General features: G+C 72.3%; 23 protein-coding genes. 9 read left to right on the top strand and 14 right to left on the bottom strand.

Annotated elements, in window-relative coordinates; genetic code table 11:
- Positions 1–58: 58 nt before the first annotated feature.
- Complete coding sequence (locus tag ACZ3II_RS31425; RefSeq protein WP_465522042.1) at positions 59–721, top strand: GNAT family N-acetyltransferase; 663 nt, start codon at positions 59–61, stop codon at positions 719–721.
- 56 nt (positions 722–777) lie between these two features.
- Here the strand turns inward: ACZ3II_RS31425 and ACZ3II_RS31420 are convergent, their stop codons facing one another.
- Complete coding sequence (locus tag ACZ3II_RS31420; RefSeq protein ID WP_465522040.1) at positions 778–1,959, bottom strand: acyl-CoA dehydrogenase family protein; 1,182 nt, start codon at positions 1,957–1,959, stop codon at positions 778–780.
- 141 nt (positions 1,960–2,100) lie between these two features.
- Between ACZ3II_RS31420 and ACZ3II_RS31415 the strand changes: the two genes are divergently transcribed.
- Positions 2,101–3,468, top strand: a complete 1,368-nt coding sequence (locus ACZ3II_RS31415) for a GGDEF domain-containing protein (protein WP_465522038.1) — start codon at positions 2,101–2,103, stop codon at positions 3,466–3,468.
- 118 nt (positions 3,469–3,586) lie between these two features.
- Here ACZ3II_RS31415 and ACZ3II_RS31410 read toward each other — a convergent pair whose 3' ends face one another.
- Positions 3,587–5,914 (bottom strand): ABC transporter permease, encoded by a 2,328-nt coding sequence (locus ACZ3II_RS31410; RefSeq protein ID WP_465522036.1) that lies wholly within the window; start codon positions 5,912–5,914, stop codon positions 3,587–3,589.
- Positions 5,911–6,600, bottom strand: a complete 690-nt coding sequence (locus tag ACZ3II_RS31405) for an ABC transporter ATP-binding protein (RefSeq protein WP_465522034.1) — start codon at positions 6,598–6,600, stop codon at positions 5,911–5,913. The genes ACZ3II_RS31410 and ACZ3II_RS31405 overlap by 4 nt, the downstream gene beginning before the upstream one ends.
- Positions 6,601–6,754: 154 nt before the next feature.
- Here ACZ3II_RS31405 and ACZ3II_RS31400 point away from each other — a divergent pair, with 154 nt between their 5' ends.
- Positions 6,755–7,585, top strand: coding sequence for a sensor histidine kinase (locus ACZ3II_RS31400; protein ID WP_465522080.1), 831 nt, complete (start codon positions 6,755–6,757; stop codon positions 7,583–7,585).
- Complete coding sequence (locus ACZ3II_RS31395; RefSeq protein ID WP_465522032.1) at positions 7,582–8,283, top strand: response regulator; 702 nt, start codon at positions 7,582–7,584, stop codon at positions 8,281–8,283. The genes ACZ3II_RS31400 and ACZ3II_RS31395 overlap by 4 nt, the downstream gene beginning before the upstream one ends.
- Before the next feature lie 33 nt (positions 8,284–8,316).
- Here ACZ3II_RS31395 and ACZ3II_RS31390 read toward each other — a convergent pair whose 3' ends face one another.
- Positions 8,317–9,585 carry a 3'-5' exonuclease gene (locus ACZ3II_RS31390; RefSeq protein ID WP_465522030.1) on the bottom strand — a complete coding sequence of 423 codons (1,269 nt, stop codon included), beginning with the start codon at positions 9,583–9,585 and terminating at the stop codon, positions 8,317–8,319.
- A gap of 88 nt (positions 9,586–9,673) precedes the next feature.
- Here ACZ3II_RS31390 and ACZ3II_RS31385 point away from each other — a divergent pair, with 88 nt between their 5' ends.
- The 3 genes from ACZ3II_RS31385 to ACZ3II_RS31375 are packed head-to-tail and all read left to right on the top strand — an operon-like array spanning position 9,674 to position 12,287.
- Positions 9,674–10,816: an acyl-CoA dehydrogenase family protein gene (locus ACZ3II_RS31385; protein ID WP_465522028.1), complete on the top strand. Its 1,143-nt coding sequence runs from the start codon at positions 9,674–9,676 to the stop codon at positions 10,814–10,816.
- A gap of 55 nt (positions 10,817–10,871) precedes the next feature.
- On the top strand, positions 10,872–11,318 hold the full coding sequence (locus ACZ3II_RS31380) for an Lrp/AsnC family transcriptional regulator (RefSeq protein WP_465522026.1): 447 nt from the start codon (positions 10,872–10,874) through the stop codon (positions 11,316–11,318).
- 12 nt (positions 11,319–11,330) lie between these two features.
- Positions 11,331–12,287, top strand: coding sequence for a phosphotransferase family protein (locus tag ACZ3II_RS31375; protein ID WP_465522024.1), 957 nt, complete (start codon positions 11,331–11,333; stop codon positions 12,285–12,287).
- A 52-nt stretch (positions 12,288–12,339) separates the two neighbouring features.
- On the opposite strand, the gene ACZ3II_RS31370 is transcribed toward ACZ3II_RS31375, so the two are convergent.
- Positions 12,340–13,221, bottom strand: coding sequence for a hypothetical protein (locus ACZ3II_RS31370; protein WP_465522022.1), 882 nt, complete (start codon positions 13,219–13,221; stop codon positions 12,340–12,342).
- Between the two features lie 53 nt (positions 13,222–13,274).
- Here ACZ3II_RS31370 and ACZ3II_RS31365 point away from each other — a divergent pair, with 53 nt between their 5' ends.
- Positions 13,275–13,721, top strand: a complete 447-nt coding sequence (locus ACZ3II_RS31365; RefSeq protein ID WP_465522020.1) for a hypothetical protein — start codon at positions 13,275–13,277, stop codon at positions 13,719–13,721.
- Between the two features lie 38 nt (positions 13,722–13,759).
- On the opposite strand, the gene ACZ3II_RS31360 is transcribed toward ACZ3II_RS31365, so the two are convergent.
- On the bottom strand, positions 13,760–14,311 hold the full coding sequence (locus ACZ3II_RS31360; protein WP_465522018.1) for a DUF4262 domain-containing protein: 552 nt from the start codon (positions 14,309–14,311) through the stop codon (positions 13,760–13,762).
- Between the two features lie 62 nt (positions 14,312–14,373).
- On the bottom strand, positions 14,374–14,799 hold the full coding sequence (locus ACZ3II_RS31355; RefSeq protein WP_465522016.1) for a hypothetical protein: 426 nt from the start codon (positions 14,797–14,799) through the stop codon (positions 14,374–14,376).
- Between the two features lie 198 nt (positions 14,800–14,997).
- Here ACZ3II_RS31355 and ACZ3II_RS31350 point away from each other — a divergent pair, with 198 nt between their 5' ends.
- Positions 14,998–15,384 carry a zinc ribbon domain-containing protein gene (locus tag ACZ3II_RS31350; RefSeq protein WP_465522078.1) on the top strand — a complete coding sequence of 129 codons (387 nt, stop codon included), beginning with the start codon at positions 14,998–15,000 and terminating at the stop codon, positions 15,382–15,384.
- Here the strand turns inward: ACZ3II_RS31350 and ACZ3II_RS31345 are convergent.
- Genes ACZ3II_RS31345 through ACZ3II_RS31315 form a run of 7 tightly spaced genes read right to left on the bottom strand, consistent with a single transcriptional unit; the run spans position 15,269 to position 26,526 of the window.
- A complete protein-coding gene (locus ACZ3II_RS31345; protein ID WP_465522014.1) occupies positions 15,269–15,793 on the bottom strand; it encodes a GAF domain-containing protein in 525 nt (174 codons plus the stop codon). The two genes, ACZ3II_RS31350 and ACZ3II_RS31345, sit on opposite strands and share 116 nt — an antisense overlap.
- 32 nt (positions 15,794–15,825) lie before the next feature.
- Positions 15,826–16,809 (bottom strand): sensor histidine kinase, encoded by a 984-nt coding sequence (locus ACZ3II_RS31340; protein WP_465522012.1) that lies wholly within the window; start codon positions 16,807–16,809, stop codon positions 15,826–15,828.
- A 1-nt stretch (position 16,810) separates the two neighbouring features.
- Positions 16,811–19,039, bottom strand: coding sequence for an ATP-binding protein (locus ACZ3II_RS31335; protein ID WP_465522010.1), 2,229 nt, complete (start codon positions 19,037–19,039; stop codon positions 16,811–16,813).
- Positions 19,003–20,814 (bottom strand): hypothetical protein, encoded by a 1,812-nt coding sequence (locus tag ACZ3II_RS31330; RefSeq protein ID WP_465522008.1) that lies wholly within the window; start codon positions 20,812–20,814, stop codon positions 19,003–19,005. The genes ACZ3II_RS31335 and ACZ3II_RS31330 overlap by 37 nt, the downstream gene beginning before the upstream one ends.
- The gene (locus ACZ3II_RS31325) at positions 20,811–22,103 is read right to left on the bottom strand and encodes a hypothetical protein (protein WP_465522006.1); all 1,293 of its coding nucleotides are present in this window, start codon (positions 22,101–22,103) and stop codon (positions 20,811–20,813) included. Before ACZ3II_RS31325 ends, ACZ3II_RS31330 begins: the two co-directional genes overlap by 4 nt.
- Positions 22,100–25,567 carry a hypothetical protein gene (locus ACZ3II_RS31320; RefSeq protein ID WP_465522004.1) on the bottom strand — a complete coding sequence of 1,156 codons (3,468 nt, stop codon included), beginning with the start codon at positions 25,565–25,567 and terminating at the stop codon, positions 22,100–22,102. The genes ACZ3II_RS31325 and ACZ3II_RS31320 overlap by 4 nt, the downstream gene beginning before the upstream one ends.
- Positions 25,564–26,526 carry an endonuclease/exonuclease/phosphatase family protein gene (locus ACZ3II_RS31315; protein ID WP_465522002.1) on the bottom strand — a complete coding sequence of 321 codons (963 nt, stop codon included), beginning with the start codon at positions 26,524–26,526 and terminating at the stop codon, positions 25,564–25,566. Before ACZ3II_RS31315 ends, ACZ3II_RS31320 begins: the two co-directional genes overlap by 4 nt.
- Positions 26,527–26,653: the final 127 nt, after the last annotated feature.

Here is a 26,653-nt window from a genome sequence, read left to right as displayed (position 1 = left end):
GGGTGGTTCGTCCGATATCTACTGGCGCGAACGGCGCGATCAAGGCAGGGTCGAGGTTGTGCTGAACAACCCCGTGTGGGCCGCCCTCACCGGGCCGCAGGCGTGTTTCGCCGAGGCCGCGGGCAACGCCGCCCGATACCTGCCCGAGATCGCCCCGTTCGCCGCGCTGAGTGACCCGGCCGACCCGGCCGCCTGGCGTGACCTGGCGCAGATCACCGACTACGCCCTGCTCACCGGTCCGTCGATCACCCCGCTCGCGGGGTGGCAGCCGGACCGGGTGACGCACGGTGTGCAGATGATCGGCCAGAGCATGTCCGGCGTCGAGGACCCGGAGGCCGTCCCGCTCACCGAGAAGGACGTCCCCGAGATCCTCGAACTGGTCGCCCGCGCCGAACCCGGGCCGTTCCTGAAACGCACCATCGACCTGGGCCGCTACCTGGGCATCCGGGACGCCGACGGCCGCCTCATCGCGATGGCCGGGGAACGGTTCCGGATGCCCGGCTGGACCGAGGTCAGCGCGGTCTGCACCGACCCGGCGTGGCGCGGCAAGGGCCTCGGCGCCCGGCTCACCCTCGCGGTGGCGCACGGCATCCTGGCCCGCGGCGAGCTGCCGTTCCTGCATGCCGTGCACGACAACGAGAACGCGATCCGCCTCTACGGCAGGCTCGGCTTCACCCACAACGCCGACGTCATCTTCGCGTCGTTCCGGTACACCGGCTGACCCCGACGGCGTGTGGATTTCGGGCGCACCTGGCGGCCGAAATCCACACGCCGGTCTTAAAGCTGGCCGTGGTTGGGCGGCAGCTGATCGGCGAGCTCGTAAGCGGCGATGTGCGCGTACTTCCAGTCCATCGGGTCGTGGACGCTGTGGGTCCGGGCGTTGCGCCAGTGCCGGTCCAGGCCGTACTTCGCGGCGGCCGAACTGGTGCCGCACACCGTGAACAGCTCCGACCCCGCCTCCACCGCGATCTCGCTGGCGAACGCCTTCGCCGCGGCCACGGCGAGCGAACCACGTGCGGCCGCCTCGGCGTCGGCGGGGATCAGACCCACCTCCTCGAGGGTACGGGCGGCCGACTCCAGCAGCGCCTCCGCGGCCCGGACCCGGCTGGCCAGGCGCCCGTACCGGTGCCGCACGTGCGGGTCGTCCGCCGCCGCGCCGGCCCCGTGCCGCACCGCCTCGCTGGACGGCCGGGCCTTCTCCCGCAGGAACCAGCGGGCGTCCCGCAGCGCCGCCCCGGCGATGCCCGCCTCGATCGCCGTGTGCACCAGCTGCGCCCGCGCGCCGAGCTGCTGCGGCACCTGATACGCGCCCGCGTAGTCGATCCGCAGCCCCGGCTCCACCGCCACCCCGGTGAACGTCGCCGTGCCGCTGATCGTCGCCCGCTGCCCGACCACGTCCCAGTCGGTGTCCACGGTGACCCCGCCGGCGTCCCGCGGCACCAGCGCCAGCACCAGCCTGCCGTCCTCGTCGAGCGCGCTCACCGCGATCCACGCGCTGGTCAGAGCACCGGTCGTGTAGTACTTGACGCCGTCCAGCCGCCCGCCGGAGATCCGCGTCCTCAGGTCCTGGGCGTGGGTGCCGCCGCGTTCGGCGAGGGCGTTGCCGAGCCGCCGCCCGGCCAGCACCTCGCTGAAGATCCGCTTGCGGGCCTCGGCGCCCCCGTGCACCGCGATCACGTCGACCATCAGGAAGTGGCCCTGCGGGACCTGGGCGATCGCCGGGTCGGCGGCGGCGACGATCCGGGTCACCTCGGCGAGCGTGCGCGGGCCCAGGCCTGGCCCGCCGTCGGCGGCCGGGATCGTGATGCCGAGCAGGCCGGAGGCGTCGAGGGCGGCGAGCGCGTCGGCCGGGATCACGTCCGCGCCGTCCCGGTCCCGCTGGATCGCGCCGGGGGCGAGGACATCGGCGAGGGTACGGGCTGCGGCGAGCGCCTCGTCATGTGTCTGGGGTACGGCCATCGGCTGATCCTATGACCTCTCGAGTCGCGGCTTGCCGCACCTCAGGCGGCGGCTTGCCGCACCTCAGGCGGCGCCTTCCCGCCCTCAAGTGGCGGCCTCCCGCACCTCAAGTGGCCGGTTCCTGGACCGATCTGCTCCGGCATGCTGGCGCTCACCTGGTACGAGCAGATCGCTGAGGCGACCCGATTCGCGCTCGGCGTGTTCGGGGTCGCCGCGGCCGTCCGGGCCGCGCGGACCCGCTCCCTGCCGCCCCGGCTGCGGCAGGCGTGGGGCGCGGTCGCGGCCTGCTTCGCCGTGCTCGTGGTGACCGTGCCGCTGCCGGTGGTCCTCGGCGGTTCCCGCTGGGACGACGCGACGCACGTGCTGTTCGTCGGCGCGCTGCTGATCGCGCTGCAACGGTTCCCGCTGGCCGCGACCGACCGCCGGGGCCGGCTCAAGGCGGCCATCGACGCGCTGACCGTGATGGCCGGCGGTTCGGTGGTGCTCTGGTACACCGCGATCGGCCCGCAACTGCGCGACGCCGGATCCATCCCGCTGACCGCGGTGCTGTTCCCGCTCGGGGACCTGGCGCTGCTGTACAGCGCGGCGCGGGCGCTGCTGCGCGGCGCGGAGGAGTCCGCGCAGCGGCCGTTGCGGCTGCTCACCGCCGCGACGTTCATCCTGTTCACCGGCGACGCGGTGCACGGGCGCCTGACCACGTTGCCGGGCGCCTGGCAGTACGTCTGGTGGATCGCGGCGGACGCGCTGCTCGCGGCGGCCGCCGTCGCGCAGACCCGGGCCGGGGCGCGCGCCGTCCGCCGCCGGACCGTCGCGGCCGGGAAGTACCTGCCGTTCGCCGCGGTCGCCGTGGCGCACCTGCTGATGCTGGGGCAGGCCGCGCAGGACGGGACGTTCTATCCGTGGGGCGGGCTGGCGCTCGGCGGCGCGGCGCTCAGCGTGCTGGTGCTCTACCGGCAGACGCTGGTGCAGCGGGAGAGCGACGAACGGGCGCTCACCGACGGGCTGACCGGGCTCGCCAACCGCGGGATGTTCCGGCGGGTGTCGTACCAGGCGCTGGCCCGGGGCCGCCGGATGGGCATCCTGGTGATCGACATGAACGGCTTCAAGGAGATCAACGACACTCTCGGGCACAAGACCGGCGACCGGGTGCTGGCCGAGTTCGCCGCGGTGCTGCGCCGCAGCGTGCCCGCCTCCGGGCTGCCGGCCCGGATGGGCGGTGACGAGTTCGCGGTGGTGCTGCCGGACATCGACAAGCCCGAGGAGGCGTACGAGGCCGCGGGCCGCCTGGCCGCCGCGCTCGGCCCGGTCGTCGTCGACGGCCACCTGATCACCCTGGCCGCCAGCATCGGCGTCGCCGTCACCGAACCCGGCGAACTCACCCACGACGAGATCGTGCACCGCGCCGACCTCGCCATGTACAAGGCGAAGTCCCTCGGCCCGGCGACCCGCTGGGCGATCTGGCAGGAGTCCTTGGAGCCGTCCTCGCCCGGCGCCATCCAGGCGGCCTGAAACCACCGCCCCGCCTCTCACCGTTCCGGTTTCCCGCCGTTCCGCTTCCCGCCCTTTTCCTCCTGCTTCTCGCCGGCTCCGCTGCGGCCCGGCCGCCGGGCCGGGCCGCAGCCGCCGGTCACTCGTTGTGCAGCACCCGCGCGATCGTCAGGCGGGCCGCGGACCGGGCCGGCAGCAGGGCGCCCAGCACCGCGATCAGCACCCCGCAGAGCACCATCAGGGCGAGCGTGACCGGGCTCCACACGTCCATCACCGAGGCCGGCAGGGTGATCTTGGCGGAGTCGGCGGCCATCGGAACGACCAGCCGGTGCGCGGCCAGGCCGAACGGGATGCCGAGCAGGCCCCCGATGACGCCGAGCGCCGCCATCGACGTCACCAGCATCGTGATCACCTGGCCTGGCGTCATCCCGATCGACTTGAGCATCCCCAGGTCACGGCGTCGGTCCAGGACGTTGAGTGCGACCGTGTTGAGCACCCCGAGCGCCGCCACCGTGGCCAGCAGCAGCGCCAGCACCGTGGAGAACGTGGTCACCACCGGCGTCAGGTCGTCCCCGCCGCTGTTGTCCCACGGCGACAGGCCGGGATCGGCGGCCCGTATCGCGTCCATGTACGCCGTGAGATCCGTCCCGCCGGCCACCTCCACCTGGTAGTAGTAGTCGTCCGGGGTGGCCCCCGGAACCTCCTGCCACGGCGCGAACAGCGCGTCGTCACCGGAGCCGGGCAGCCCCATCATCGTCACCCCGACCAGGGTGGCCGTGGTCCGCTCGCCGGCCACCTCCAGGGTGATCGTGTCGCCGACCTCCAGGCCGCGCTTGTTCGCCATCTCGGTGGGCGCCACCACCTCACCCGGCGCGGCCATCCACCGGCCCTCGATGAGCTGCTTCTCGTGGCCCATCGCCGCCACGTCACCGCGGACGAAGTCGACCCGGACCGGATCGCTCTGCCCCGCCATCGCATAGCTCCGGGTCACCGAGATGCCGATCTTCTCCGTGCCCGGCAGGCCGCGGAGCAGCGCCTCGACCTCCTGGTGGGTGCGGGTGCTCATCGGCTCGTTGAAGTCGGGATTGCCGGGACGGACCCCGATGTCCCCGCCCGCCTCGGCGCCCAGGGCGGCGACCCGCAGGACCGAGTCGGACAGACCGGTCGCGAACGTCACCGTGATCACCCCGAGCAGCAGCGACGCCATGGTCAGCGCGGTCCGCGCCGGCCGGGCGAACGGCAGGCCCAGCCCGAGACTGACCGAGCGGGGCAGGCGCGTACCGCTCAAGGCGCGCTGCACGCGCAGACCGCGACCGCGCCGCGGAGCGCTGCCCGCGCTGATCGCCGCCGCCGCCGACAGCCGGCCCGCCCGCCGGGCCGGAACCAGCGCGGTCAGCAGCACCAGCCCCGGCACGCCGAGCAGCCCGGCCGCCCACACCCAGACCGGCACGCCGGCCTCGCCGTAACCCAGGCCGCGGAACGTGTCGCTCAGCAGCGGATCCGCCCCGGCCACGCCGAGAGCCGTGCCGATCGCCGCGCCGGTGACCGCCGGCACCGACACCATCGTCAGATAGACCGCGACCACCTGCCGCGGCGTGAACCCGAGCGACTTGAGCACCCCGATGTGCCGGAACCCGGAGACCACCGCGCCGCTCACCACGTTTCCCACGATGATCACGGCGACCAGCAGGCCGAGCACCCCGAACGGCCCCAGGAACGGCAGATAGACACCCGCGGTCTCGGCGGCGTCCTCCTTCATCACCTGGTAGGGCTGGGCGGCGAGCAGCGACCGGCCGGGCAGCCCCGTGGTCACCCCGGACAGCCGTTGCTGCACCGCCTCCCGGCTCGCGACGTCGCCGGAGAACCGGTAGAGCATCTGGGTGCCGGCCGGATCCAGCTCCGCCACCTGCGCCGGAGTCGCCCAGGCGTCGGCGGAGGCGCTGACGCTCCAGGCCCAGCCGACCACCCGCAGCGACGTCCCGCCGACGGTGACCGCGCTGACCGACGACAGCGGACCCATCGCGAACCGCTCCCCGTCCTCCGGCACCGCGTTGAGCACGATCTCACCCGGGCCGGCCGGCCACCGGCCCTGCCAGACGTCGAGGCGGTCCACGTCACCGTCCGGCGTGTCCCGCCCGACGACCCGCAACGGCCCGCGCAGCCACGGGCCCGGATCGTCGCTCTCCAGGGTGACCGTCGCCTGCGCGAACGGGCCCGCCGACGCGGCCACCCCGGCGCGCGCCGCCGTCAGCTGCGCGTCGGTGACCAGCGACCGGTCGAACGCCGCCACCGCGTGCGCGCCCCGCTGCTCGGCGAAGACCCGGTCGAACGGTGCGGACATGGCGTCCAGCAGCGCCAGCGACACCACCACGGTCGCCGTGCAGAGGACCGCCACCAGCCCGATCACGAACGTCTGCAGCCGCCGCCGGCGGACCGCGGCCCGCGCGGCCGCCCACACGGCGCTCACACCCGGTCCAGCACGGACTCGGTGGCGATCCGCCCGTCGGCGAACTCGATCAGGCGGCTGGCGCAGCGGTGTGCCAGCCGCTCGTCGTGGGTCACGATCAGCAGCGTCTGGCCGATCTGGTTGAGGTCGATCAGCAGATCCATCACCTGCTCGCCGGCCCTGCTGTCGAGAGCGCCGGTCGGCTCGTCGGCCAGCAGCAGGGCCGGCCGGTTCATCAGCGCGCGGGCCACCGCGACGCGCTGCCGCTCCCCGCCGGACAGGGCGGCCGGATAGACGTCGCGCCGGTCGGCGATGCCCAGCTCGTCGAAGAGCTCCAGCGCGCGGCGCCGGGCGGTGGCCGCCGACGAGCCGGTCAGCTGGGCGGCCAGCGCCACGTTGTCCAGGGCGGACAGATCGTCGAGCAGATTGAAGAACTGGAAGATCATGCCGAGGTGGTGCCGCCGGAACAGGGCCAGCCTCGTCTCGGACATCCGGTCCAGGCGCTCACCGTGCACGGTCACCTCCCCGGAGGTCGGCCGGTCCAGGCCGGCGACCATGTTGAGCAGCGTCGACTTGCCACAGCCGGACGGGCCCATCACGGCCACGGCCTCGCCCCGGCGGATCTCGAGGGAGACACCGTCCAGGGCGGCCGTCTCGCCGTACTCCTTGCGCACACCATCGAGGCGCACCACCGTCTCTGTCGTCATGTCGCTGCACGCTACGGACGTCCTCAAGGGAACCGCATCGGCTGCCGGATGGAATCGGACCGTGGTCGTCATACCGCGGATGTACCGGCGACCGACCACGGGATGATGCGGCCGGCCATCGGTTTCTGGCACTGTTTCGTCCGTGGGAACGTTGATGCTCGTCGTGGCGCTCGTGGTGGCCTGCCTGGCCGCCGCCGGGCTCGGGTTCGCGCTGCGCCGGGCGCGGCAGCGGCACGAGCGGGCGCTGGGCGAGCGCGGCTGGCTGCTGGAACGCGAGCGGGAGACCGCGGCGCGGGCCGCCGTCGGTGAGGAGCGGGCGCGGATCGCCCGCGAGCTGCACGACATCGTCAGCCACAACGTCAGCGTGATGATCGTGCAGGCGGGCGCGGCCCGCGAGGTCCTGGCCACGATGCCGGACGAGGCGGGCGCGGCGCTCGCCGCGGTCGAGCGCGCGGGCCGCGACACCATGACCGAGCTGCGGCATCTGCTCGGCGTGCTGGCCCCGGCCGCCGACGGCGAGGACGACGACGAGGACGGTTCGGGTTTCGCTCCCCAGCCCACCCTGACCCGGCTCGGCCCGCTGGTGGACCGGATCGCGTTCGCCGGCCTGCCGGTCGAGGTGCGGGTCGCGGGCGCTCCCCGGCCCCTGCCGACCGGCATCGACGTCACCGCGTTCCGCATCGTCCAGGAGGCCCTGACCAACGCCCTGAAACACGGTTCCGGCGGCAAGGCCGAGGTGACCATCCGCTACGCCGACCACGCCCTGCGCGTCGAGATCCTGACCACCGGCCCGAGTGTCCTGACGAGCGACGACCCGCCGTCCCCGTCCCCGCGCGGCCTGTCCGGCGACGCGGACCGGGGGACCGGGCGTGGGCTGACGGGGCTGCGGGAGCGGGTGGCCGTCTACGGCGGTGACATCGACGCGCGGCGCCGTCTCGGTGGCGGTTACCGGGTCCGCGCCCGTCTCCCTCTGGACGCGCGATGAGCGATGTCGCGGATCGGCGAGGTGGCCGCGCCGCACCGGGCGAGCCGGGTTCGCGAGTGCTGATCGTCGATGATCAGGAGTTGATCAGGACCGGGTTCCGGATGATCCTCAACGCCCGCGGCATCGACGTCGTCGGGGAGGCCGGGGACGGGGCCGCCGCGGTCGAGGCCGAGCGGCGGCTGCGTCCCGACGTGGTGCTGATGGACATCCGGATGCCCGGCATGGACGGCATCGAGGCCACCAAGCGGATCCTGGCCCGCACCCGCGACTGCCGGATCCTCATGCTGACCACGTTCGACCTGGACCGGTATGTGTACGCCGCATTGACCGCCGGCGCCAGCGGGTTCCTGCTCAAGGACGTGACGGCCGACCATCTGGCCGCGGCGGTCCGGCTGGTCGGCACCGGTGACGCCCTGCTCGCCCCGTCGATCACCCGCCGCCTGGTGCAGCGGTTCGCGGCCGACGACGAGACCCCGGCCCTGCACCGCGACCTGACCGCCCTGACCCCTCGCGAGCTGGAGGTCCTGACCATGCTCGGCCGGGGCCTGTCCAACACGGAGCTGGCCGCGGCCCTGACCCTGAGCGAGGCGACGGTCAAGACCCACGTCGCCCGCATCTTCGCCAAACTCGACCTGCGTGACCGTGCCCAGGCCGTCATCCTCGCCTACGAGACCGGCCTGATAACCCCGAGCGCCTGAGCCCGGCCGGCTGCGGCAGCCTCACGTCTTTCGTCACCCTGCCCGGCCGGGCCGCCGCCGCGGCGGGTGGCGGAGCACCCACAGCACGGCCGCGGTGATCGCGACGGCGGCGACCACGAGACGGCGGCGACGGCGGACGTCGCGGGACCCCGGAGTGGCCGGCGGGGGAGCCGGGGACGGTGAGAACTGGCCGGTGGTCCAGCGCCAGTCCGGCGGCAGTTCCGGGTCGATCCGGTCGAACGGCGGGTTGTCACTGCTGGGCACACCGATCGGAACGGGCAGTGACGTCCCGTGCCGCGCGCGTTGCCGGGCCGCCCAGGCCGTGACCTCCGGGGTGCCGGCCTGCTCGGCGATCCCGCCGGTCAGGATCGTCGCGAACTCCGCCGACCCCATCCACTCCATCAGATCGTCGAGGACGGCACGGACCCCGTCGTCCCACGCCGGTTTACCGTCAGCGATCAGGCCGGCGATCGTGGTGGCGAGGGTTCGGGCGAACTGTTCCGCGCCGACCCCGGCTTCCCCCATGAGCCCGGCCAGGTCCTCCCGGCGCCCGCTCTCCAGCAGCCGCAGCGTCCCGGAGCGGAACGACTCGCCGGACAGCGGGTACCGCGCCGACGACTGCGGCAGGCTGTTCCACTGCAGGGAGCGTTTGACGATCGGTCTCGCGTACATCAGCCCCGGTCGTGGAAGCACGGGCAGAGCGCACGGCGCGGGACCGGAGTAGCTCAGCCCCGGCAGGCGGCGGCGGAAGCCGGCGATGATCGCCGACAGGTTCCGGACGTCGCCGAGCGCCGTGTGCGCGTCCTCCGGCGCCATCCCGGTGAGGGTCCGGAACACCATCTCCTGCCGGTAGGACGGGCTGCGGAAGTGCGACCACGAGGCGACCATCGTGCAGATCCCGGGCACCCGGCCGGCCAGGCCGACGCCGATGCGGCCGAGCTCGGCGCGCAGGAACGCGTCCTCGAAGGTGAGGTTGTGCGCGACGACGACGGCGCCGGACATCATCCGGGACAGTTCCGGCCAGGCGTCGGCGAAGACCGGGGCGCCGGTGACGGCGGCGGTGGTGAGGCCGTGGAACTCGCTGGTGGCGGTGACGTCGGCGGTGACCGGGTCGACGCGGGTCGCGTATTCGTCGAGGATGGTTCCGTCGGCGGTGAACCGGCAGGCGGCGATCTCGGCGATCCGGTCGGTGGCGGGGTCCAGACCGGTGGTCTCGAAGTCGACGGCCACGAATGCGAGGCCCGCGAGGGGCGTGCCGGATTGCCGGGTGAGGTACCCGGGCCGGAACCAACGTAACGTCACCGGGCATATTCGACGAAAAGACCATCGAAAACGCAAGGGCACGGGTCACATACTGCGATCTGGGTTGAACGCTCGTTAAGCTGACGGCATGACCGTGGACCGACTGCTTCCCACCCCGGAGGCACACGACCTGCTCGACCTCACCACCGAGCTCGCCACCCGAGAGCTCGCCGGCAAGGTCGACGACTTCGAGGCGCGGGGCGAGTTCCCCCGCGAGATCCTTCGCACGCTGGGCCGTTCCGGGCTGCTCGGCCTGCCCTACCCCGAGGCCGACGGCGGCGGCGCCCAGCCGTACGAGGTCTATCTCCAGGTCCTGGAGATCCTGGCGGGCACCTGGCTGGGCATCGCCGAGGCGGTCAGCGTGCACACCCTCTCCTGTTTCCCGGTGGCCTCCTACGGCACGCCCGAGCAGCGCAAACTGTTGCCGGAGATGCTCGGCGGCGAGCTGCTCGGGGCGTACGCCCTCTCCGAGCCGCAAGGCGGAAGCGACGCGGCGGCCCTGGCCACCCGCGCGGTCGCCGACGGCGGCGACTTCGTCGTCAACGGCACGAAGGCCTGGATCACGCACGGTGGGCGGGCCGATTTCTACAACATCTTCTGCCGTACGGGTGAGCCCGGCGCCCGCGGCATCTCGTGCCTCCTCGCCGACGCCGCCACCCCCGGCCTCCTCCCGCAGGCCCCGGAACGGCTGATGGGCCTGCGCTCGTCGGCGCCCGCCCAGATCGTCCTGGAGGACGCCCGGATTCCGAAGGATCGTCTGGTCGGCGCGGAGAACCAGGGTTTCGCCATCGCCATGAAGGCCCTCGACGCGGGCCGGCTCGGCATCGCCGCGTGCGCTGTCGGACTGGCCCAGGCCGCCGTCGACTACGCCACGAACTACGCGAAGGAGCGCGAGCAGTTCGGCAAGCCGATCGCCTCGTTCCAGGGTCTCGGGTTCATGCTCGCCGACATGGCCACCCAGGTCTCCGCGGCCCGCGCGCTGCTGCTGGCCGCGGCCCGGCTGAAGGACGCCGGCCGCCCGTTCTCGATCGAGGCGGCGAAGGCGAAACTGTTCGCCACCGACATGGCCATGACGGTGACCACCGACGCCGTGCAGATCCTCGGCGGCTACGGCTACTCCGCCGACCACCCGGTGGAACGCTGGTTCCGGGAGGCGAAGGTGCTGCAGATCGTCGAGGGCACCAACCAGATCCAGCGCCTGGTGATCGCCCGTTCGATGACCGCCGGCTGAGACGCGCGGTGGGCGGCCCCACACGCGTGACTGAACGAGCAGTAATGTCACCGGTGTGGAAGAGATCGACCAGGCGATCGTGTCGGCCCTGACGGCGGACGGGCGGTTGTCGTACACCGACCTGGCCGAGCGGGTGGGCCTGAGTGTCTCCGCCGTTCACCAGCGGGTTCGCCGGCTCGAACAGCGCGGCGTCATCAACGGCTACACGGCCAGGGTCTCGTACGAGGCCCTGGACCTGCCGTTGACGGCGTTCGTGGCGATCCGCCCGTTCGATCCGTCGCAGCCCGACGACGCCCCGGACCGGCTGGCCCACCTCTCCGAGATCGACTCCTGCTATTCGGTGGCGGGGGAGGACTTCTACATGCTTCTGGTACGGGTGAAGAGCCCCGCCGATCTGGAACGGCTCCTGCAGGACATCCGGACGGCGGCGAACGTCACCACCCGGACGACGGTGGTGCTGTCCACGCCGTACGAGAACCGCCCGCCCCGTATCGCCGGCTGATCCCTCGCGCCGATGGAGAGCCTCACCAAGAACCGGCAGACGACCGGGACGCTGCGGGCGATGGTCGAGCGCGCCTACGGCCAGGTCCCGGACTCCGTCGAGGAGCTGGGGCACGGCTGGTTCAACGTCGCCTACCGGATCCGGCTGCGCTCCGGCGACCGGATCGTCCTCAAGATCGCGCCACCGGCCGGGGTCGAGGTGATGGCCTACGAGCGCGGCGCGATGGCCACCGAGCTGGCCGCGCTGCGCCTGATCCGCGAGCGCACCGCGGTGCCCGTGCCGGACGTGCACTTCGCCGACACCAGCCATGACCTGTGCGACGCCGACTGGTTCACCATGTCCTACGTCGACGCGGACAACCTCGGCATGCTCCGCGACACCCTCACCGCCACCGAGCGTGACTCCTATCAGGCGCAACTCGGCGCGGTCACCCGGGAGCTCAACGCCGTCCGCGGCCCCGCGTTCGGCCCGCTGACCGGCCCCGGCGAGCCCACCTGGCGGCAGGCCTTCACCCGCCTGATCGGCGGCGTCCTCGACGACGGCGAACGGCGCGGCGTCGCTGTGGGTCACGATTACGGCTTGCTGCGTACGCTCGTCAGCGCGCACGCCGCCTGCCTGGACGAGGTGACCGAGCCCCGGTTCGTCGAATGGGACCTGTGGGACAACAACGCCCTGGTCCGCGGCGGCCGGATCGTCGCGATCATCGACCACGAGCGGGCCCTCTGGGGCGACCCGCTGATCGAGGCCGGTTTCACCGCGACCGTGCAGCCGTCGTTCGGCGACCCGGCGGGGTTCGCCCGCGGTTACGGTCACACCCCGTCCACCCCCGGTGAACTGCTGCGCCGCAAGCTCTACAACCTGTACCTCACGCTGATCATGGCGATCGAGACGGACTTCCGCGCCGTCACCGATCCCGGGCAACTGTCCTGGACCCGGGACCGGCTCGACGAGTCGGTCGCCCTGTTCTGAAACCAGGCGTGTGGATTTCGGCCGCTATGCGCGCCCGAAATCCACACGCCGGTCAGTCGATGTCGCGGGACAGCACCTCGTACGCGGACTGCTGCAGTTCCGGCGCGTCCTTCGGGGCGGTGGGGGCGGCCGTCTCGCCGTACCCCGAGATCTTGATGACCAGCGGCGGCTCCGGCTGGTGACCGTCGGCCGGCTCGGACGCGAGCTGACTCGGCATCGTCACGGTGAACTCGGTCAGCCGCCCCTGCCCGTCCAGCACCGCCTGGTACGACATGGTCTTCGCCGCCGGGCCGTACAGGTAGGTGGGATCGCTGAACAGCAGGTTCGCGTCCGGGTCGACCTTGGTGGCGTCGAGCGTCCCGGTGATCGTGTCGCCGGTCCGCGCCGCCGTCGTCACCGCCGTGAGCAGCGCGCCCACCTTCGGCACGTCGTGTTCCCCGGGTTTCGGCAGCGGCGTCATGGCGTCCAGGCCGCTCTGCTCGTCGATCTCCGCCGCCGCCGTCAGCTTCTTCCCGTCGGCGCGCACCCACCGCTTGCCGTCCAGCAGCGCGTTCATCGTCGTGAAGTCCTTGAGCTGGGCCGCCGTGGCGCCGTGCTGCTTGTACAACGTCATGTACTGGTCGCGCAGCTCCGCGTTGCCGTACAGGAAATACCGCAGGTAGACGGCGTCGCCGACGCGCATCACCGCCCGCTGCTCGTGCTGCAGCAGCACCCCGTCCGGCAGGTGGACGTCACCGCGCTGCAGATCCTGGAGCAGATAGGCCCCGGTCCGGCTGAACGAGTAGCTGCCCGTCCTCAGCGCGTCCGCCGACTTCAGCAGCGCCTCCTTGGCGTCACCGGTCGGCGCGGTCTCGGGGCTGGTGCCGGCTTTCGCGCAGCCACCCACCCCGAGCACGGCGGCGAGAGCGACGGCGAGCATTCTCCTGGTTGTCACCGCCCCAACATAAAGGCCTTGATCAAGCGCCTGCCGGGGCGCACCCTGGCCGGGTGCCCATCGTCCCGCCCGTCCGCCGCGTCCGTTTCGAGATCCGCCCGTGGGGCGGCCCACCGGACCCGGCCCGCGAACTGCTCGCCTTCGTCGACGACGTCAGCCTGATCGACCTGGTCGCGGGTTACGAGCGCGCCGCCGGTTTCGACGTGCCGGGGACATACGCCGGCCTGATCCTGGACCACGTCAACGCCGGTGACCTCACCACCTACCTGACCGGCCGGGCGGAACGCGGCATGACCGCCCTGCTCGGCTGCGACTGCGGCGAGGTCGGCTGCTGGCCCTTGGAGGCCCGGATCGTCACCGACGGCGACCTGATCCTCTGGCGCGGTTTCACCCAGCCGTTCCGCCCCACCCGCGACTACGGCGACTTCGGTCCGTTCGTCTTCCGCCGCACCCAGTACGACGGCGCCGTCCGCACGGTCGCCGCCGGGCCCGGGGCGTAGCCGGCCCGAGAGGTGACGCATGCACCGGATCGGTGTTCCTACTCGGCGCCGAGCACCGGCATGTCCTCCACGTGTGTGCCGGGCTGCCAGGGCCAGCGGTGGTACCGGTCCGGCCAGACGATCTGCAATGCCTCTACGGCGGCACCGGAGGCGGCGTAGAACTGCGCGGCCACGGGAAGGTGACGGTCCGGCTCGGTCACGGCGATGAATCGGACCTGGTGACCCTCGATCACGTCGTCAGCGTGTTGGCCGGCGGCGAATGCCCGCCGGCCCGCGATGATCTCATCGGCAACGGCCCGCAGCGCAGGCCGCGAGATGTCAGGGGGAAGCCCGAACAGGATCAGCTCAGGATGCCCGTGGCCGGTCAGGCCGACCGTGTACCAGCACGCTTCCAGCGGGGTCGGCTGCGGTACGAAATGCAGATACACGCCGGAACGCTCGACAGCCTCGCCGACCTGGCACAGCGCGGTCTCCTGATTTTCGGCCGTCACCGATCCGCCTTCCGCCCGGTCGCTGTCGATCCCAGCACCACTGCTGTTCCACGGTGCCCTTCCGTCCCGGCCGCATACCCCGAACCCGAACACCCACACCTGGCCGCTGCTGAGCCGAGGGGCGTGCGTTACCGCATGAAGTACGTGAATCCGACATTCTTTCAGGCCGGCGGAGGGCCGTACACCGGTTCACCGAACGGCTCACTCGACGAGTCCCACCCGTTCACACCCGCCTGGGCGACCTGCCCGCCGGAGTACCTGTACGACCAGCGCGCGCCGTCCTCGCCTTCGATGACGACGACGCCCTCGCGCACGAACGGCGCGATCGCGACGTAGAAGGCGGTGGCGTGGTCGCTCCACTTCGGGTCGCCCTCGTCGTCGTGGCCGAACTCGATCCAGCTCCCGTCGCGGGTGATCGCCGCCGCCGCTACCCACGCGACGTCTTCCAGGGTGTCGCTGGGCGCCCAGCGCTCGAAGTCGGGCCCGTGTGGCCGACCGGCCCAGGCCGCCTTGGCGGCAGTGACGGCAGCGGCGTCGTCCGTCGCCGGTAGGTGGAGGCGGCCCGACGGAAACACCGTGTATCCCACGGGGACCCATGCTAGTGCGTTGTCCACGAACGTTCACCGGCTTCCGCGCTTGTCTCGCACCTGGAGTCTCTTATGAACTGGTCGTATGCCTAGGATGCGAGTGGAGGTGCCGGTCCGCGCCGAACACCGCATGCACCTGGCCGACACCAGAGCCCGCCGCCGGGCCACCGCCGCCCGAGCCCCGAGCCGAGGAGGCAGATCCTGCAGGACGAAGCCGCCCTGGCCGGGATCCGGGTACACCTGGTCGACGAGCGGGGCAGTTCCGCGACCTGTCCCGCCTGCCACCGGCCCGTCCCCAAACCCCGCGGCAGGACTCTCACCTGCCCGCACTGCCCCGACACCGGACACCGCGACCTGACCGCGGCGTTCACCATCGCCGCCCGCACCCCGGGCGGCGCCACCACCACCCCACCCGCAAAAGGTGGGGTGGTCATGCGCCGTCGAGCCGGACGGCACCTGCCCGGTCTCCTCAGTCGCCGATGCGCAACTGGGTCGCGGCGTACCGGGCCAGGTGCTCGAGGATGCTCCGGTGTGATTCGACGTAGACGCCGGGCTCCCGGTCCAGCAGGCACACCGACCCGATGACGGAGCGGCGGATGGTCATGAGCGGCGCTCCGACGTACGACCGGATCCGGTCGTCGACGACCATCGGGCAGTCCCGGTACTGAGGATCCTGGGACAGGTCGGGGATCACCAGAGAACGGCCCGTGCGGATCACCGCTGAGGACGGCGTCCGGTCGGCCTCGTAGGAACCGGCCTTCAGGATCCAGTCGCCCGTCCCGTGCGTCCCGGTCACCAGGACGTGGTCGTCGAGGACCAGGGTGACGGCGGCGATCCTGCTGCCGGTGACCTTGGCCAGTCCCAGGGTGAACTGCTCCAGCGCGGCGGAGTTGGCCTTGTCCGAGTCGAGGTACTCGGCCACGGCCAGCAGCCGGTCCGGGTCGGTGAGATCGGACTCCCCGGAGAGGCTGTCGAGGTGCTTCAGAGCTGCCATGGTCTTCGTCTCCCGTTGATGTCTTGTGGCCGTCACCGGCTGTGGTGGTGCTGCTTCAGGGTGGGCGGTCCGGCCGGTTCGAGGTCCGGCAGGGTGAACCAGACACGGGTTCCGCCCGTCTCCGCGGGTTCGGCGATGATGAGCCCGCCATGCATCTCGATGATCTTGCGGCAGATCGCCAGTCCCAGGCCGGTGCCGGGATATCCGGCGTCGGCATGGGCCCGGTACCGGCCGGCGAAGACCAGTTCGTGCTGGCCGTCCGGGATACCGATGCCGTTGTCCGTGACGTCGACGCGGACCCAGCCGCCGGTCTCCGTCCGGCCGGAGACGTGGACCCGCGCGACCTGCCCCGGCCGTACGTATTTGACCGCGTTGCCGAGCAGGTTGTCGAAGACCCGGCGAATCATGACCGCGTCGGCGAACGCCGGAGGCAGCCGATCGACCGTGATCTGCGGTTTCGACGGGGAAGGCGCCGTCCCGAAACGGTCCCGGCACTCCCGGGCGGACTCGGTGGCGAGCGCCCCCAGGTCGATCGGCTGAACGGTGATCTCGTCGCGGTTCGACAGGGATTGCAGGACGTTGTCGATGACCTCCCGCATGCGCTCGGCTCCGGAGATGATCTGCCCCAGCAGGCCGTGGTACTCCTCCGCCTCGAGCTGTCGTGAGTCGAGGTGGTTCAGCAGTTCCGCATAGCCCAGGATGGCGATCAGCGGGGTCTTGAGGTCATGACTCACCTCGCCCGCGAACTCCTGGAACCGTTGCAGGGACGAGAGCAGCGCCCGGTTCTCGGCGCGCAGCGCGGCGTTGGCGGTCCTCAGCCGGCCGACCGCGGCGGGCGTTCGGCGGCGGCCGGGCCGGGCCGTGGTGAAGGCGAGCCGCTTGCGTACGCTGCGGGACAGCATGGATGCCGGGCCGTCCGCGGTGTCCTTGCCCGGTTCGGCCGAGGACCTGCTCGGCGCCTGTTCGCCGTTCGGCGCGAGAACGGCTGACGTGGTGGTGTTCCTCGGATGTCTCATGTCAGCTGCCTTGCTCCCCATCGCCAAGATATCCGGAGAGAGCCACGGCCGTGCCGTCGACCGTGCCTTCCAGCTCTTCGAACAGTCTGCGCAGCTCGCCGCCGGAGGCTCCGGCCATCGCCCGTTCCTCGAGCCTGGCGCAGGCCTGCGCCAGGGCGTCGGCGCCCAGCAGCGCGCTCGAGGACTTCCAGGTGTGTGCGGTGAGCGCCACCGACGACAGGTCTTCCGAGCGCACCGCCGCGGCGAGTTCCGCACGACGGGGGCCCACCTGGTCGAGATAGGCGCGGACGGTCGCCATCATCAGCGGCCGGTCGCTCAGCTGTTCCTCGAGATCGTGCAGTCGTGCCGCGTCCAGGAGCGCCGGCGCCGGCATGCCCGGCCGGGCGATCTCCCGTTCCGGGGGGCCGGCCGGCGCCCGCTGTCCGGACGGGTCCTCGAGATACGGTTCCAGGCCCTGCCGCAGCAACGCCAGCGTGATCGGTTTGCTGAGCACGCCGTCCATCCCGGCCTCTCGGCAGCGGTCCTCCACCCCGCGCAGCGCGGTGGCGGTCAGCGCGATGATCGGGGTCCGGAGCCCGGCGTCGCGGATCCGCCGGGTCGCCGTCATCCCGTCGACGTTCGGCATCTGCAGGTCCATCAGGACCACGTCGTAGTGCGTGCCGGTCAGTACCGCCGCGACGGCCGCGGCGCCGTCGGCCACCGCGTGGCACTCGACATCCAGCAGTGTGATCATCCGAGCCAGCACCCCGCGGTTGACCTCGTTGTCCTCGGCGAGCAACACCCGGCCGCCGGGCAGCGCGGGCGGTAGCACCGGAGCGCCCCGCACTCCGGTGCGCTCACGGTTGAGCGTCGCCACCAGCCGCTGCCGCAACAGCGGCGCGGTCAGGATGTTGCCGCCGCGGAACAGCCCGCGGCGCGGATCGGTCGTACTGATCATCACGGTACGCCCGTTCGCGCCGACCGCTGCCTCGATCGCCCGCATCCTGTCCCCGACCTCGGGATCGTGCGTGTCGTCGCACCACAGCACGATGTCGGCGTCCGGGACACCGCGCAGCACGGTCGCCATGTCCGCGCCGGTGACGGTCGCGCCCGCCGAGGTGAGCAGCCAGTCCAGTGCCCGTGCGGAGTACGGCGACGGCGCGACCACGATGATCCGCCGTCCGGCCAGGGGCTCGGGCTCGTGCTCGTCGCCGGCCACGGCCGCGGTCCGCAACGGGATCCGTACCCGGAACTCCGAGCCCTGACCCTGCAGCGAGTCGACCTCGATCGTGCCGCCCATCCGCTCGACGATCCGGGCCGCGATGGTCAGGCCGATACCGGCGCCCTCGTGGCGCCGTGCCGCCGACGGGTCGATCTGAACGAACGGCGTGAAGATCCGTCGCTGGTCCTCCTCGGCGAAACCGGGACCGGTGTCACGTACCGTGAGCACGACCTGGCCCGCGTCCTGCCGCGCCGTGACGACCACCTCACCCCGGTCGGTGAACTTGACGGCATTGCTCACCAGATTCGTCAGCACCTGGCGGATCCGGTCCGGGTCGCTCCACATGGCCTCCGGCATGCCGGGTTCCACCGCGGCGAGCAGCAACAGGGCCTTCTGCCGGGCCTGCTCCTGGAGGGGTTCGATGACGTCCTCCAGCAGGGGCCGCAACGGGACCGGCCGGATGTCGAGATCCAGCTGGCCCGTCTCGAGCCGGGCGAGGTCGATCAGATCACTGGTGATCGACTGCAGAGCGTGGGTGGACCGGTGGACGCCGTCGACCACCTCGCGGATGTCCTGCGGCAGGGTCATCGCCCGGAGGACCTCGACCATCCCCACGACAGCGGTCACCGGCGTGCGGACCTCATGGCTCAGCAGCGCCAGGAACTCCAGCCTCTCCCGGTTGACCTCGTCGGTCCGCACCACCTCCGTGGTGACGAGCCGGTGCAGTCCTCCCTGCAGGGTGGCGACATCGGCGACCCGTACGGTCCGGACCGCCTCCCGGTCGCAGCCACAGCGCACGGTGAGCGCCTGCTCCCGCGCGGTACCGGCGCTGATCGCGTCGGCCAGCCGCTCGTGCGCGCCGCACTCCTGATCCGCCGGAGGGAAGATCAGGCCCTCCCGGCTGTGGACGCTGCGCGGCCCGCCGAGCGCCGACCACCGGGCGTTCGCGGCGAGGACCCGTCCGGAGGGGTCCACCAGCGCCGCGGGCAAGGCTATCGCCTCCACGAGCGCGCGTGCCGCGTAGCCCATCGCTTTCCTCTCCGGTGGCCTCGGGCGACCGCCTCATCAGAAATGATCGGCAGGTAGGGGGGCAGTTCTGCGTTCCGTTCGGTTGCCGTTCGGGACCGGCTGCCGCGGCCGGCCGGCCGCCGCCGGACCAGCCGCGACGACCCGGCCGCGACCGCCACGGCGCCGGCTGCCGTCACCGCCCACCAGAAGGGCTTGCGCACGGCAGCCGCGCCGAACGAGGGGGCGGTCACGGTCTCCAGACCGGAGACGGACCCGGCGAGGGCTGCCGCCGGTTTGGCCGTGCCGTCGTCGCGGAGCAGGCCGGCGGAACGCTGCGCGCCGGCCCGCCACGGCAGCCGGCTCGCCGTGGCATCCACCGGCCCGTCCCGCAGCGCGGCGAAGACCACACCACGTAACCCGTTGCGCTCGGCGATGATCCGGGTCTGTGCCAGGTCGTAGGCCTGCTCCTGCTCGGTGTGCCCGCCGGGGAAGACGCTGTTGTAGGTGTCGATGCCGTACCGGGAGAGCACCACCGGCCGCCCGGCAGCCGCCCCGGCGGCGGCCGCCAGCGCGGCCGGCAGCGCGGCCCGGTCCCCGGTCCAGGCCAGCGACACCACGTCCAGCAGGGAGTTCAGTGTCTCGTTGCCGCCCGTCCCCGGATCCGGCCAGGAGACCGTGACCGGCGCGGAAGGAGCGATCCGGCGCATCAGCATCACGTTGTGCAGGATCCAGGCCTTCGCCCGGACGTCGGCGGCGCTCCCGGTCTCCGGTGCGCCCGGCCGGTCGGCGAGGTCCCAGAGCACGATGGCGCGGTGCCTGCCGAGCGCCTCGACGACGCCGCGCAGGTGCAGGTCGGTGGCCGCCCAGAGGTCCACGGTCGGTGCCGGGAGGCCGGCGAACAGGGCCGGAACCACGCGTACCCGCCGCGCGGCGGCGAGGTCGAGGAACCGGTGCACCCGCTGCAACAGGTCCTTCCGGGGGGATCGGGCGCCCAGGACGGTGTACGGCAGGGGAAGGCGGACCGTGTCGAGGCCGAGTTCGCGTACCGCCGCGAGATCGGCGTCCATCCGCGCGTCGCCGTCGCCCGCGGTGAGATCGAGGTGGTAGCTGGTGCCGTTGAGCTGCGGTACGGTCCGGGCCGCACGCTGCCGTTCCGGCGACGGCAGCACGGCGACACCGTCCGCGCCGTTCGCCCCGACCACCGTGGCGACGCCGGCGCCGGCACGGCGGAACTGCTGGACCCGCCACACCCCGCCCTGATTGACCAGCACCACCCGGTAGGACTCGCGCGCGTCGGTCACGGTGGCCGAACCCCCGCTGATCACCGAGCGGACGACCTGGGCGCCGGTGTCCTCGACGGCGACCGTGCCGCCGTCGAGAGCGTAGAAGTCCAGCGTGAGCCGGTGGGCGAGCGCCCACGTGGCCACTGAGCCGCTGGGCAGGCCCAGCACCGCGTCCCGGGCCGGCCCGGTGAACGCGTCGGCCACCGGCCCGCCGGCGCCCGTCGACTGGTATCTCCCGATGGCTGCCCAGGCCCGCACGTACGCGGCCTCGATGAGAACCCGGGTGGCGGGCTCGAGCCGGCGCGCGCCGTCCCAGCGGTCCGCGTTCCAGGTCACCAGCCGATCGGCGGCCTCGGGCAGCCGGGCGACCTCCGGTACCACGGTGGTGGAACCGGTCGGCTGGTTCCAGGCGGAGAGCCGGCCGGCGAGGGCGAGCACACCCAGAGCCCCCGCCACACTCGTCACCACGATGACGTGGACCAGGATCCGTTTGAGGCGGTGGCGCTGGATCATGCCAGCTCCTGTCGTGCGGAGACGCCGAGCACGGTGGTGCGGATCCGCAGGGGGCCGTCGAGGCCGTCGGTGCTGACGGTGACGGTGACGCTGCCGCCGATCAGCTGACCGCTGCCGTCGACCCGGCCACCATCACCGCCGGTCACGGTCACCGTTACGGGTGTGCCGTCCACCAGCAGCCCACCCAGACTATCGGTGACCGGGCCGACCCGTACGGTCATCCCGGCGGAGTCCCGGGCCGCGATCACCGGGATGCGCGGCCGTACGGCGGGGAACGTGACGAGCAGCGGACCGGCCGTCGTGGTGCCCCGGCATTCCGCGCGCAGCCGGATACGGCCGGCCCGGGCCGGCGCCTCGAGCGTGAAGTCCGCCCGGCCGCCCACGGTGTATCCCGAGGCCTCGCCGTTCCCGTCGGCCCCGTCGAGAATCAGCCGTACGCCGGTGCCGTTGGGCTGCACGTTGCCGTACCGGTCGTACAGCGTCGAGGTGCGCACCCGCAGCAGCGAGCGGCCGTCGGCGGCCGGTACCACGCCGACGGTGCCGAGGGTGAAGGGCGCGGGGGGCCCGGCCACCTCGGTCACGCCGGCGGTCACCCCGGCGGCGCCGCCGGCCGACACCCCGACCGCCCCGGTGCCGGCCCTGGTTCCGGACCGTACGACGGCATGGGCCAGCAGCCCGGACGTCGTCAGGCTCCGGCGTTCCACGGCGCCGCCGGGGCGGCGGCGGGTCATGGTCACCGCGGTGCCGTCCGGCCCGGCGTTTCCCCAGGCGTCGACCGGGATGCTGACCATCATGGCGATGTCCGTGCCGTCCGCGACGATCGACTTGGGGCCGACCACGGTGATGGGGGGCCCGGCGACCTGGCCCGGCACGATCCGGGCCGTCCGGGTCGTGATCGCGGCGCCACTGCGGGCCACGAGGGTGAGCGCGCCGGCCCACCGCGTCGCCGCCGAGGGGATACGGAACAGCGCGCCGGCGGCACCGGACACCGACTCCGCCGTGGTGGCGCCGAGTCCGCCGAGACTGATCAAGGAGACGTCGGCCCCGATCGGCGCGCCGTGCACCCGGACGTCCATCGGCTCGCCGGCCGGCGCCTGCTCCGGCATCTCCAGCCGGAGGACGGGCGCCGCCGCACCGGCGCCGCCGGATCCGGAGGTGTCCGTGTCGTCGGCCCGCCGGTTCAGGAGCCATCCGGCTGTCACCGCGGTCGTCAGGACGAGCGCCAGGACGACGGGGCGGGCCGGCCATCGGCGTGCCGGGCGGGCCCGGTGCCGCCCGGGCCGCGTCACCTGCCACCCCGGACGTAGGCGGTCGCGTAGACCTGGATCCGGGTGAAGCCGCTGCCGCGGGGTGCCGCGACGAGCGCGGTCCTCCGCGGCGCCGGTCCGGGCCGGGTTCCGGCGTAACCGCGGGTGGGCAATCCGGAGTCCCGTATCCGCGAGCCGTCGCTGACCGCAATCCGAAACGATGTCCGGCGCTGCGGGGCGATGCTGTTGGGCAGGTAGGCGTGGTCCACCCAGCCGACCTTGCCGTCGGCTGTCAGATAGGCCAGCAGCAGGTGCGGGATCGCCGCCTCGAAGGGCATGTCGTTACGCATCTGCCCGGTCAGGAAGTGGGTGCCGCCGGCCGAGCCTTCCACCCGCAGTTGTGACAGTTGGAGCCCCCGGGCGGTGCCCCGGGATGTTATCGAGCCGCGGGCGTACAGGTCGGCCCGGGCCGGTACGGCACCGTCCGCCAGCACGAGCGGGGTGATCAGATCGGGGTCGAACTCGACGGGTGCGCTGGTGTCCGCGGAGGTGGCGGGCCCGGTGGACGGAGTCCCGGTCGCGGTGCCCGGGTCGCCCTTCACACCCCCGTCGACCTCGGTGCCGTATTGGCCGGTGCCGGCGATCAGCTGGAACTCGATGCGAAAGGGCGAGCTCTCGCCCGGGAGCAGCTTGTGAATCATCACCTGGGCGGCGTCCCAGGAGGCGAGCAGCCGGTTCCCGGCGTCCCGCAGCTGGGCGGTGACCGTGAGGTCGACCGGGACGACGTCCACGTTGACGATCTCTCCGACGGCCACCCACCGGTTGTCCAGCAGCAGCGAGCGGACCGACCGGAAAGCCAGCTCGGGGACATCGGAGACGTCGGTGCCGTCCTGGCGCTGCGCGGCATTGGTCTCCCGGCTCTGCTCCAGGAACGTCACCATGGGGCGGTCGGTGAACGCGTCGGCCGGCTCGTACACGGTACTCAGCGGCAGGTCGATCCACCATGTGCCGTCGTGCCGCCGCAGCCGCATCTCCCTGGTCATGTGGAACTCCTCCAGGGAGGTCAGAAAGGTGAGGACGGCGCTGACCGTGGTCCCGGCCGACGTGGCCCCGGTGACCCTGGTGGTGATGTCGTCGAGTTTGCCGAACGACGCGACCAGTCCGCCGTCGCGGGAGAGGACCGACTGATAGGCGGAGAAGGCCGGCCGGGTGCGCGGGTCGAGCAGGGCGTACGCCTCCTCCCGGCGGTTGAAGTCCAGATGATCGAAGTAGTCCCGGACCACGCGTTCCGGGCCGGGAGAGGCCGGCCGGAAGTGATATGCCAGGCCGCCCGCGAGTGTCAGCAGGACCACCACGACCGTGCCGGCCTGCAGGCGCCGTCGCTGGGCCGAGACCGCCGCGCCGGCCTCGCGCCGCAGCCGTTCCAGCAGTGGCTGCAACGGCTGCCAGCGATCCTCGGCGGAGCGGCGCCGCGGCCCGATCCGGTCGGCGGCCGCGGCCAGGCGCCGGTCGGCCCAGCTCACCAGCCGGCCGCGTCGCCGTGACCGGTGCGATCGCGCGATCAGCCGCCCGTACCACCGGGGTGTCCGGGCGCCGAACGCGGCCCAGAGCAACAGGATCCCCGCGGTGACGAGCGCGGTGATCGGAGCGATGCCCCACATCAGCCGCTGCCAGCCGGGCACCTCCGTGGGCTCCCGGTCGGTGCGCAGCGGCGTGACGTTGGCGCGTTCCCACACCACCGTGCCGTTCTCCAGCGCGCTGAGCTCGTGCCAGCCGCTGAAGTGCAGCAGCGGCGCGTAGAACGCGTCGTTGTTGATGACGTACTTCAGGTTGTACCGCTCCGGGACGGCCAGGAACTGCTGGAGGCTGCCGATGCCGGGCAGCCCGGAGTACTTCGCGCCCTCCAGCCGCTCGACCGGCCGGGAGGTGAGCTCCGGCAGCCTGCGCGCCGAGTGGTAGTTGCCGTCCACCGTCTCGGCGGTGGTGTTGGCGCCGACCCAGGCCATCTGATCCCCGAAGCCCAGCAGCAGGTACCGCCACCGGTAATGCTCGTCCTTGTCCATGAACGCGACGATCGGGCCCGGGTCGATGGCCTTGGGCTGGAAAGGGCGGTAATGGGTGAGGCTGGCGGAGAAAAGGGTGAAAGCGAGGTGCGTCACCGCGAACAACACCGGGAGCACGCCGGCCAGCTTGCGCCCGACGTTCTGCAGCAGCCAGGCGCGCACGCTGCCGCCCACCACACTGGAGACCAGCGCTCCGGCCAGCGGCAGGATGGAGATGGTGGCCCAGAACGTGAACCTGTCGAGCGTCAGGATGTCGAAGGCGCCACCGAGCAGCATCCGGGGATACGGGGTGGTCCCGCCGGTGCCCAGGAAGGTGAGCGCCGCCAGCGACAGCCCCAGCGGCCAGGCGCTGGAGGTGAGGGCCCGGATCAGCGCGTACGGCAGGGCCAGCACCGTGGTCCCCCACGGAACCACCCAGAACACCAGTCCGGCGGCGGTGTTCTCGAGGAAGTCGTCCCGGCTCGCGTGCGGGATGCTCACCTGGGTGATCGGGTCGCTGTGCGAGTACAGCCAGTACGGCAGCACCACGATGAGCAGGGCGCTGATGAGCAGCAGGCCGTAGACGCCGGTCCGGAGGAACGGTCGCAGGATGCGCCGCAGCCGGCGTGCCATCGTCGGCCACAGCGACCGGCGGCCGATCATGCTCAGGTGCCCTTCCGGCTCGTCGGCCAGCGGGATGTGCATCTGGGCGACCAGCGCGGCGACCAGGACCGGCCCCACGAAGAAGACCGCACCGAACAGGGTCGTCACGTGGTGGCCGGCGGTGGTGGCGGCGGTGCAGGAGATGCCGAGCAGCAGATGCCTGCCGGCGCCGTACCGTACCCATCGGTAAGCGAAGGGTAGCGAGTTGAGCAGAAAACCCAGCGAGAAGGTGGTCGGCAGCTGCCCGAACACGTGCACCGTCTCCGCGATGGCGGAGGAGACCACCAGCAGGATCGACGCCCACCCGGCGGCTCTCTCGTCCACCCAGATGCGCGCCCAGCGGTACACCCCGACGGTCAGGTTGATCAGCGCGAAGATCTGCACGATGACGAAGCCGCCGCGCAGACCGGCGACGGAGCTGAGGAGGGCGATGACGTAGTGGCTGCCGGGCGGGTAGCTGACCGTGGTGAATCCGGTGTACCAGCGCGGCTCCCAGGTGGTGAACCAGCCCCGGGTGTAGTGGTCGGCCATGAAGATGTGCACATAGGCGTCGTAGGTGCGCTGGTAGCTGCCACTGAGCAGGAGGGCGCCGTGGAACAGCACCAGCAGACAGAGAGCGACCAGCAGCAGTTGGTGACGGTGGACGAACCCGGGTCCGGGTTCGATCCGGGGCCCGTCCTGCGGTTCGGTCCCGGAGTCCCGGTCCGGGACGGGCGCGAGGACGGTGTCCGGGCCGGCTCCCGCGACAGGACGGCGGTCCTGACGCTGTATGCCGATCCGGAATTCGAACGGAATGATCATGATGCCGCGGGGACGGAGACGGTCACCTCGAGCATGTGATGGTCACTGCCCGGGTTCTCCCGGGTCCGGGCGGTGAGCACGGTGAGCGGCTCGGAGACCATGGCGTGGTCGATGCGCAGCAGCGGCACGCCGGGAAACCCGGACGCGGGATAGGTGAAGCCCAGGCCGGTGCCGGCTTCTTGTGCGGCGTCCCGCCAGCCGGCCGTGGTGAGGGCCCGCAGGGCCCGATGATCGGCGGTGGCGTTGAAGTCGCCGATCAGGATCCCGGCGCCGTCCCCGGCGGGCCGCATCCGCGCGAGTTCGGCCAGCTGACCCCGCCACCGGGTGACGTTCTCACCCGACAACGGTGCGACGACGTGAACGTTCACCACGCGCAGGGCGGTACCCGCGACGGTCATCGTGGCGGTGGTCATCGGGAAGCCACTGACATCGAACGCCCGCGCGTCGGCCAGCGGCCACCGCGAGAAGATCGCCGAGCCGTGGTAGCCCGGCAACGGATCGGCGACGCTGTACGGATAGACCGCGGCGAGGCCGGTGGCGTTCAGTACGGCGTGGTGCTCAGCGGTGACCTCCTGCAGGATGAGCACGTCGGCGCCCGAGTCCCGCAGCCGGGTCGCGAGCTCGCCGATCCGGGAGTTGCCGATCAGCAGATTGGCGGAGAGCAGCCGCAGGCTCGTGCCACCGGCCGGCCTCACCTGCTCACCCGCCCGCAGGCACGACCCCAGCAGCCATACCGTCTGCATCAGGCAGAGCAATAGGGCCAGACCGGCGGTCCAGTACGCCCGCAGCGCCGCCGCGAGCAGCAGCACGAGGACGCCGCCGCCGAGAACGAGCAGCCCGCACACCGCGGTGAGCATGATCAGGAAGGCGTGGTGCTCGTTCTGCCAACGGCCCCCGGCCAGCGCCGCCGCCAGCGACATCAGGACGACGGCGAGCGCGCGGGCGCCGGCGGCGCGCACTCCGATGGTGTGCGGTGGCCGCCGGCACCCTGTGGAGCCGGCCGTTCCCATACTCCACCTGTCGGACGGTGACGGCGGGTCCTGAGCGTACGCCCGGCGATGACGGCGCCGTACGCTCGCCGAGCCC

The sequence above is a fragment of the Actinoplanes sp. NPDC019969 genome (assembly GCF_055562375.1).
Note: the sequence above shows the minus strand (reverse complement) of the source record. Positions and strands in the feature narration are given on the sequence as shown.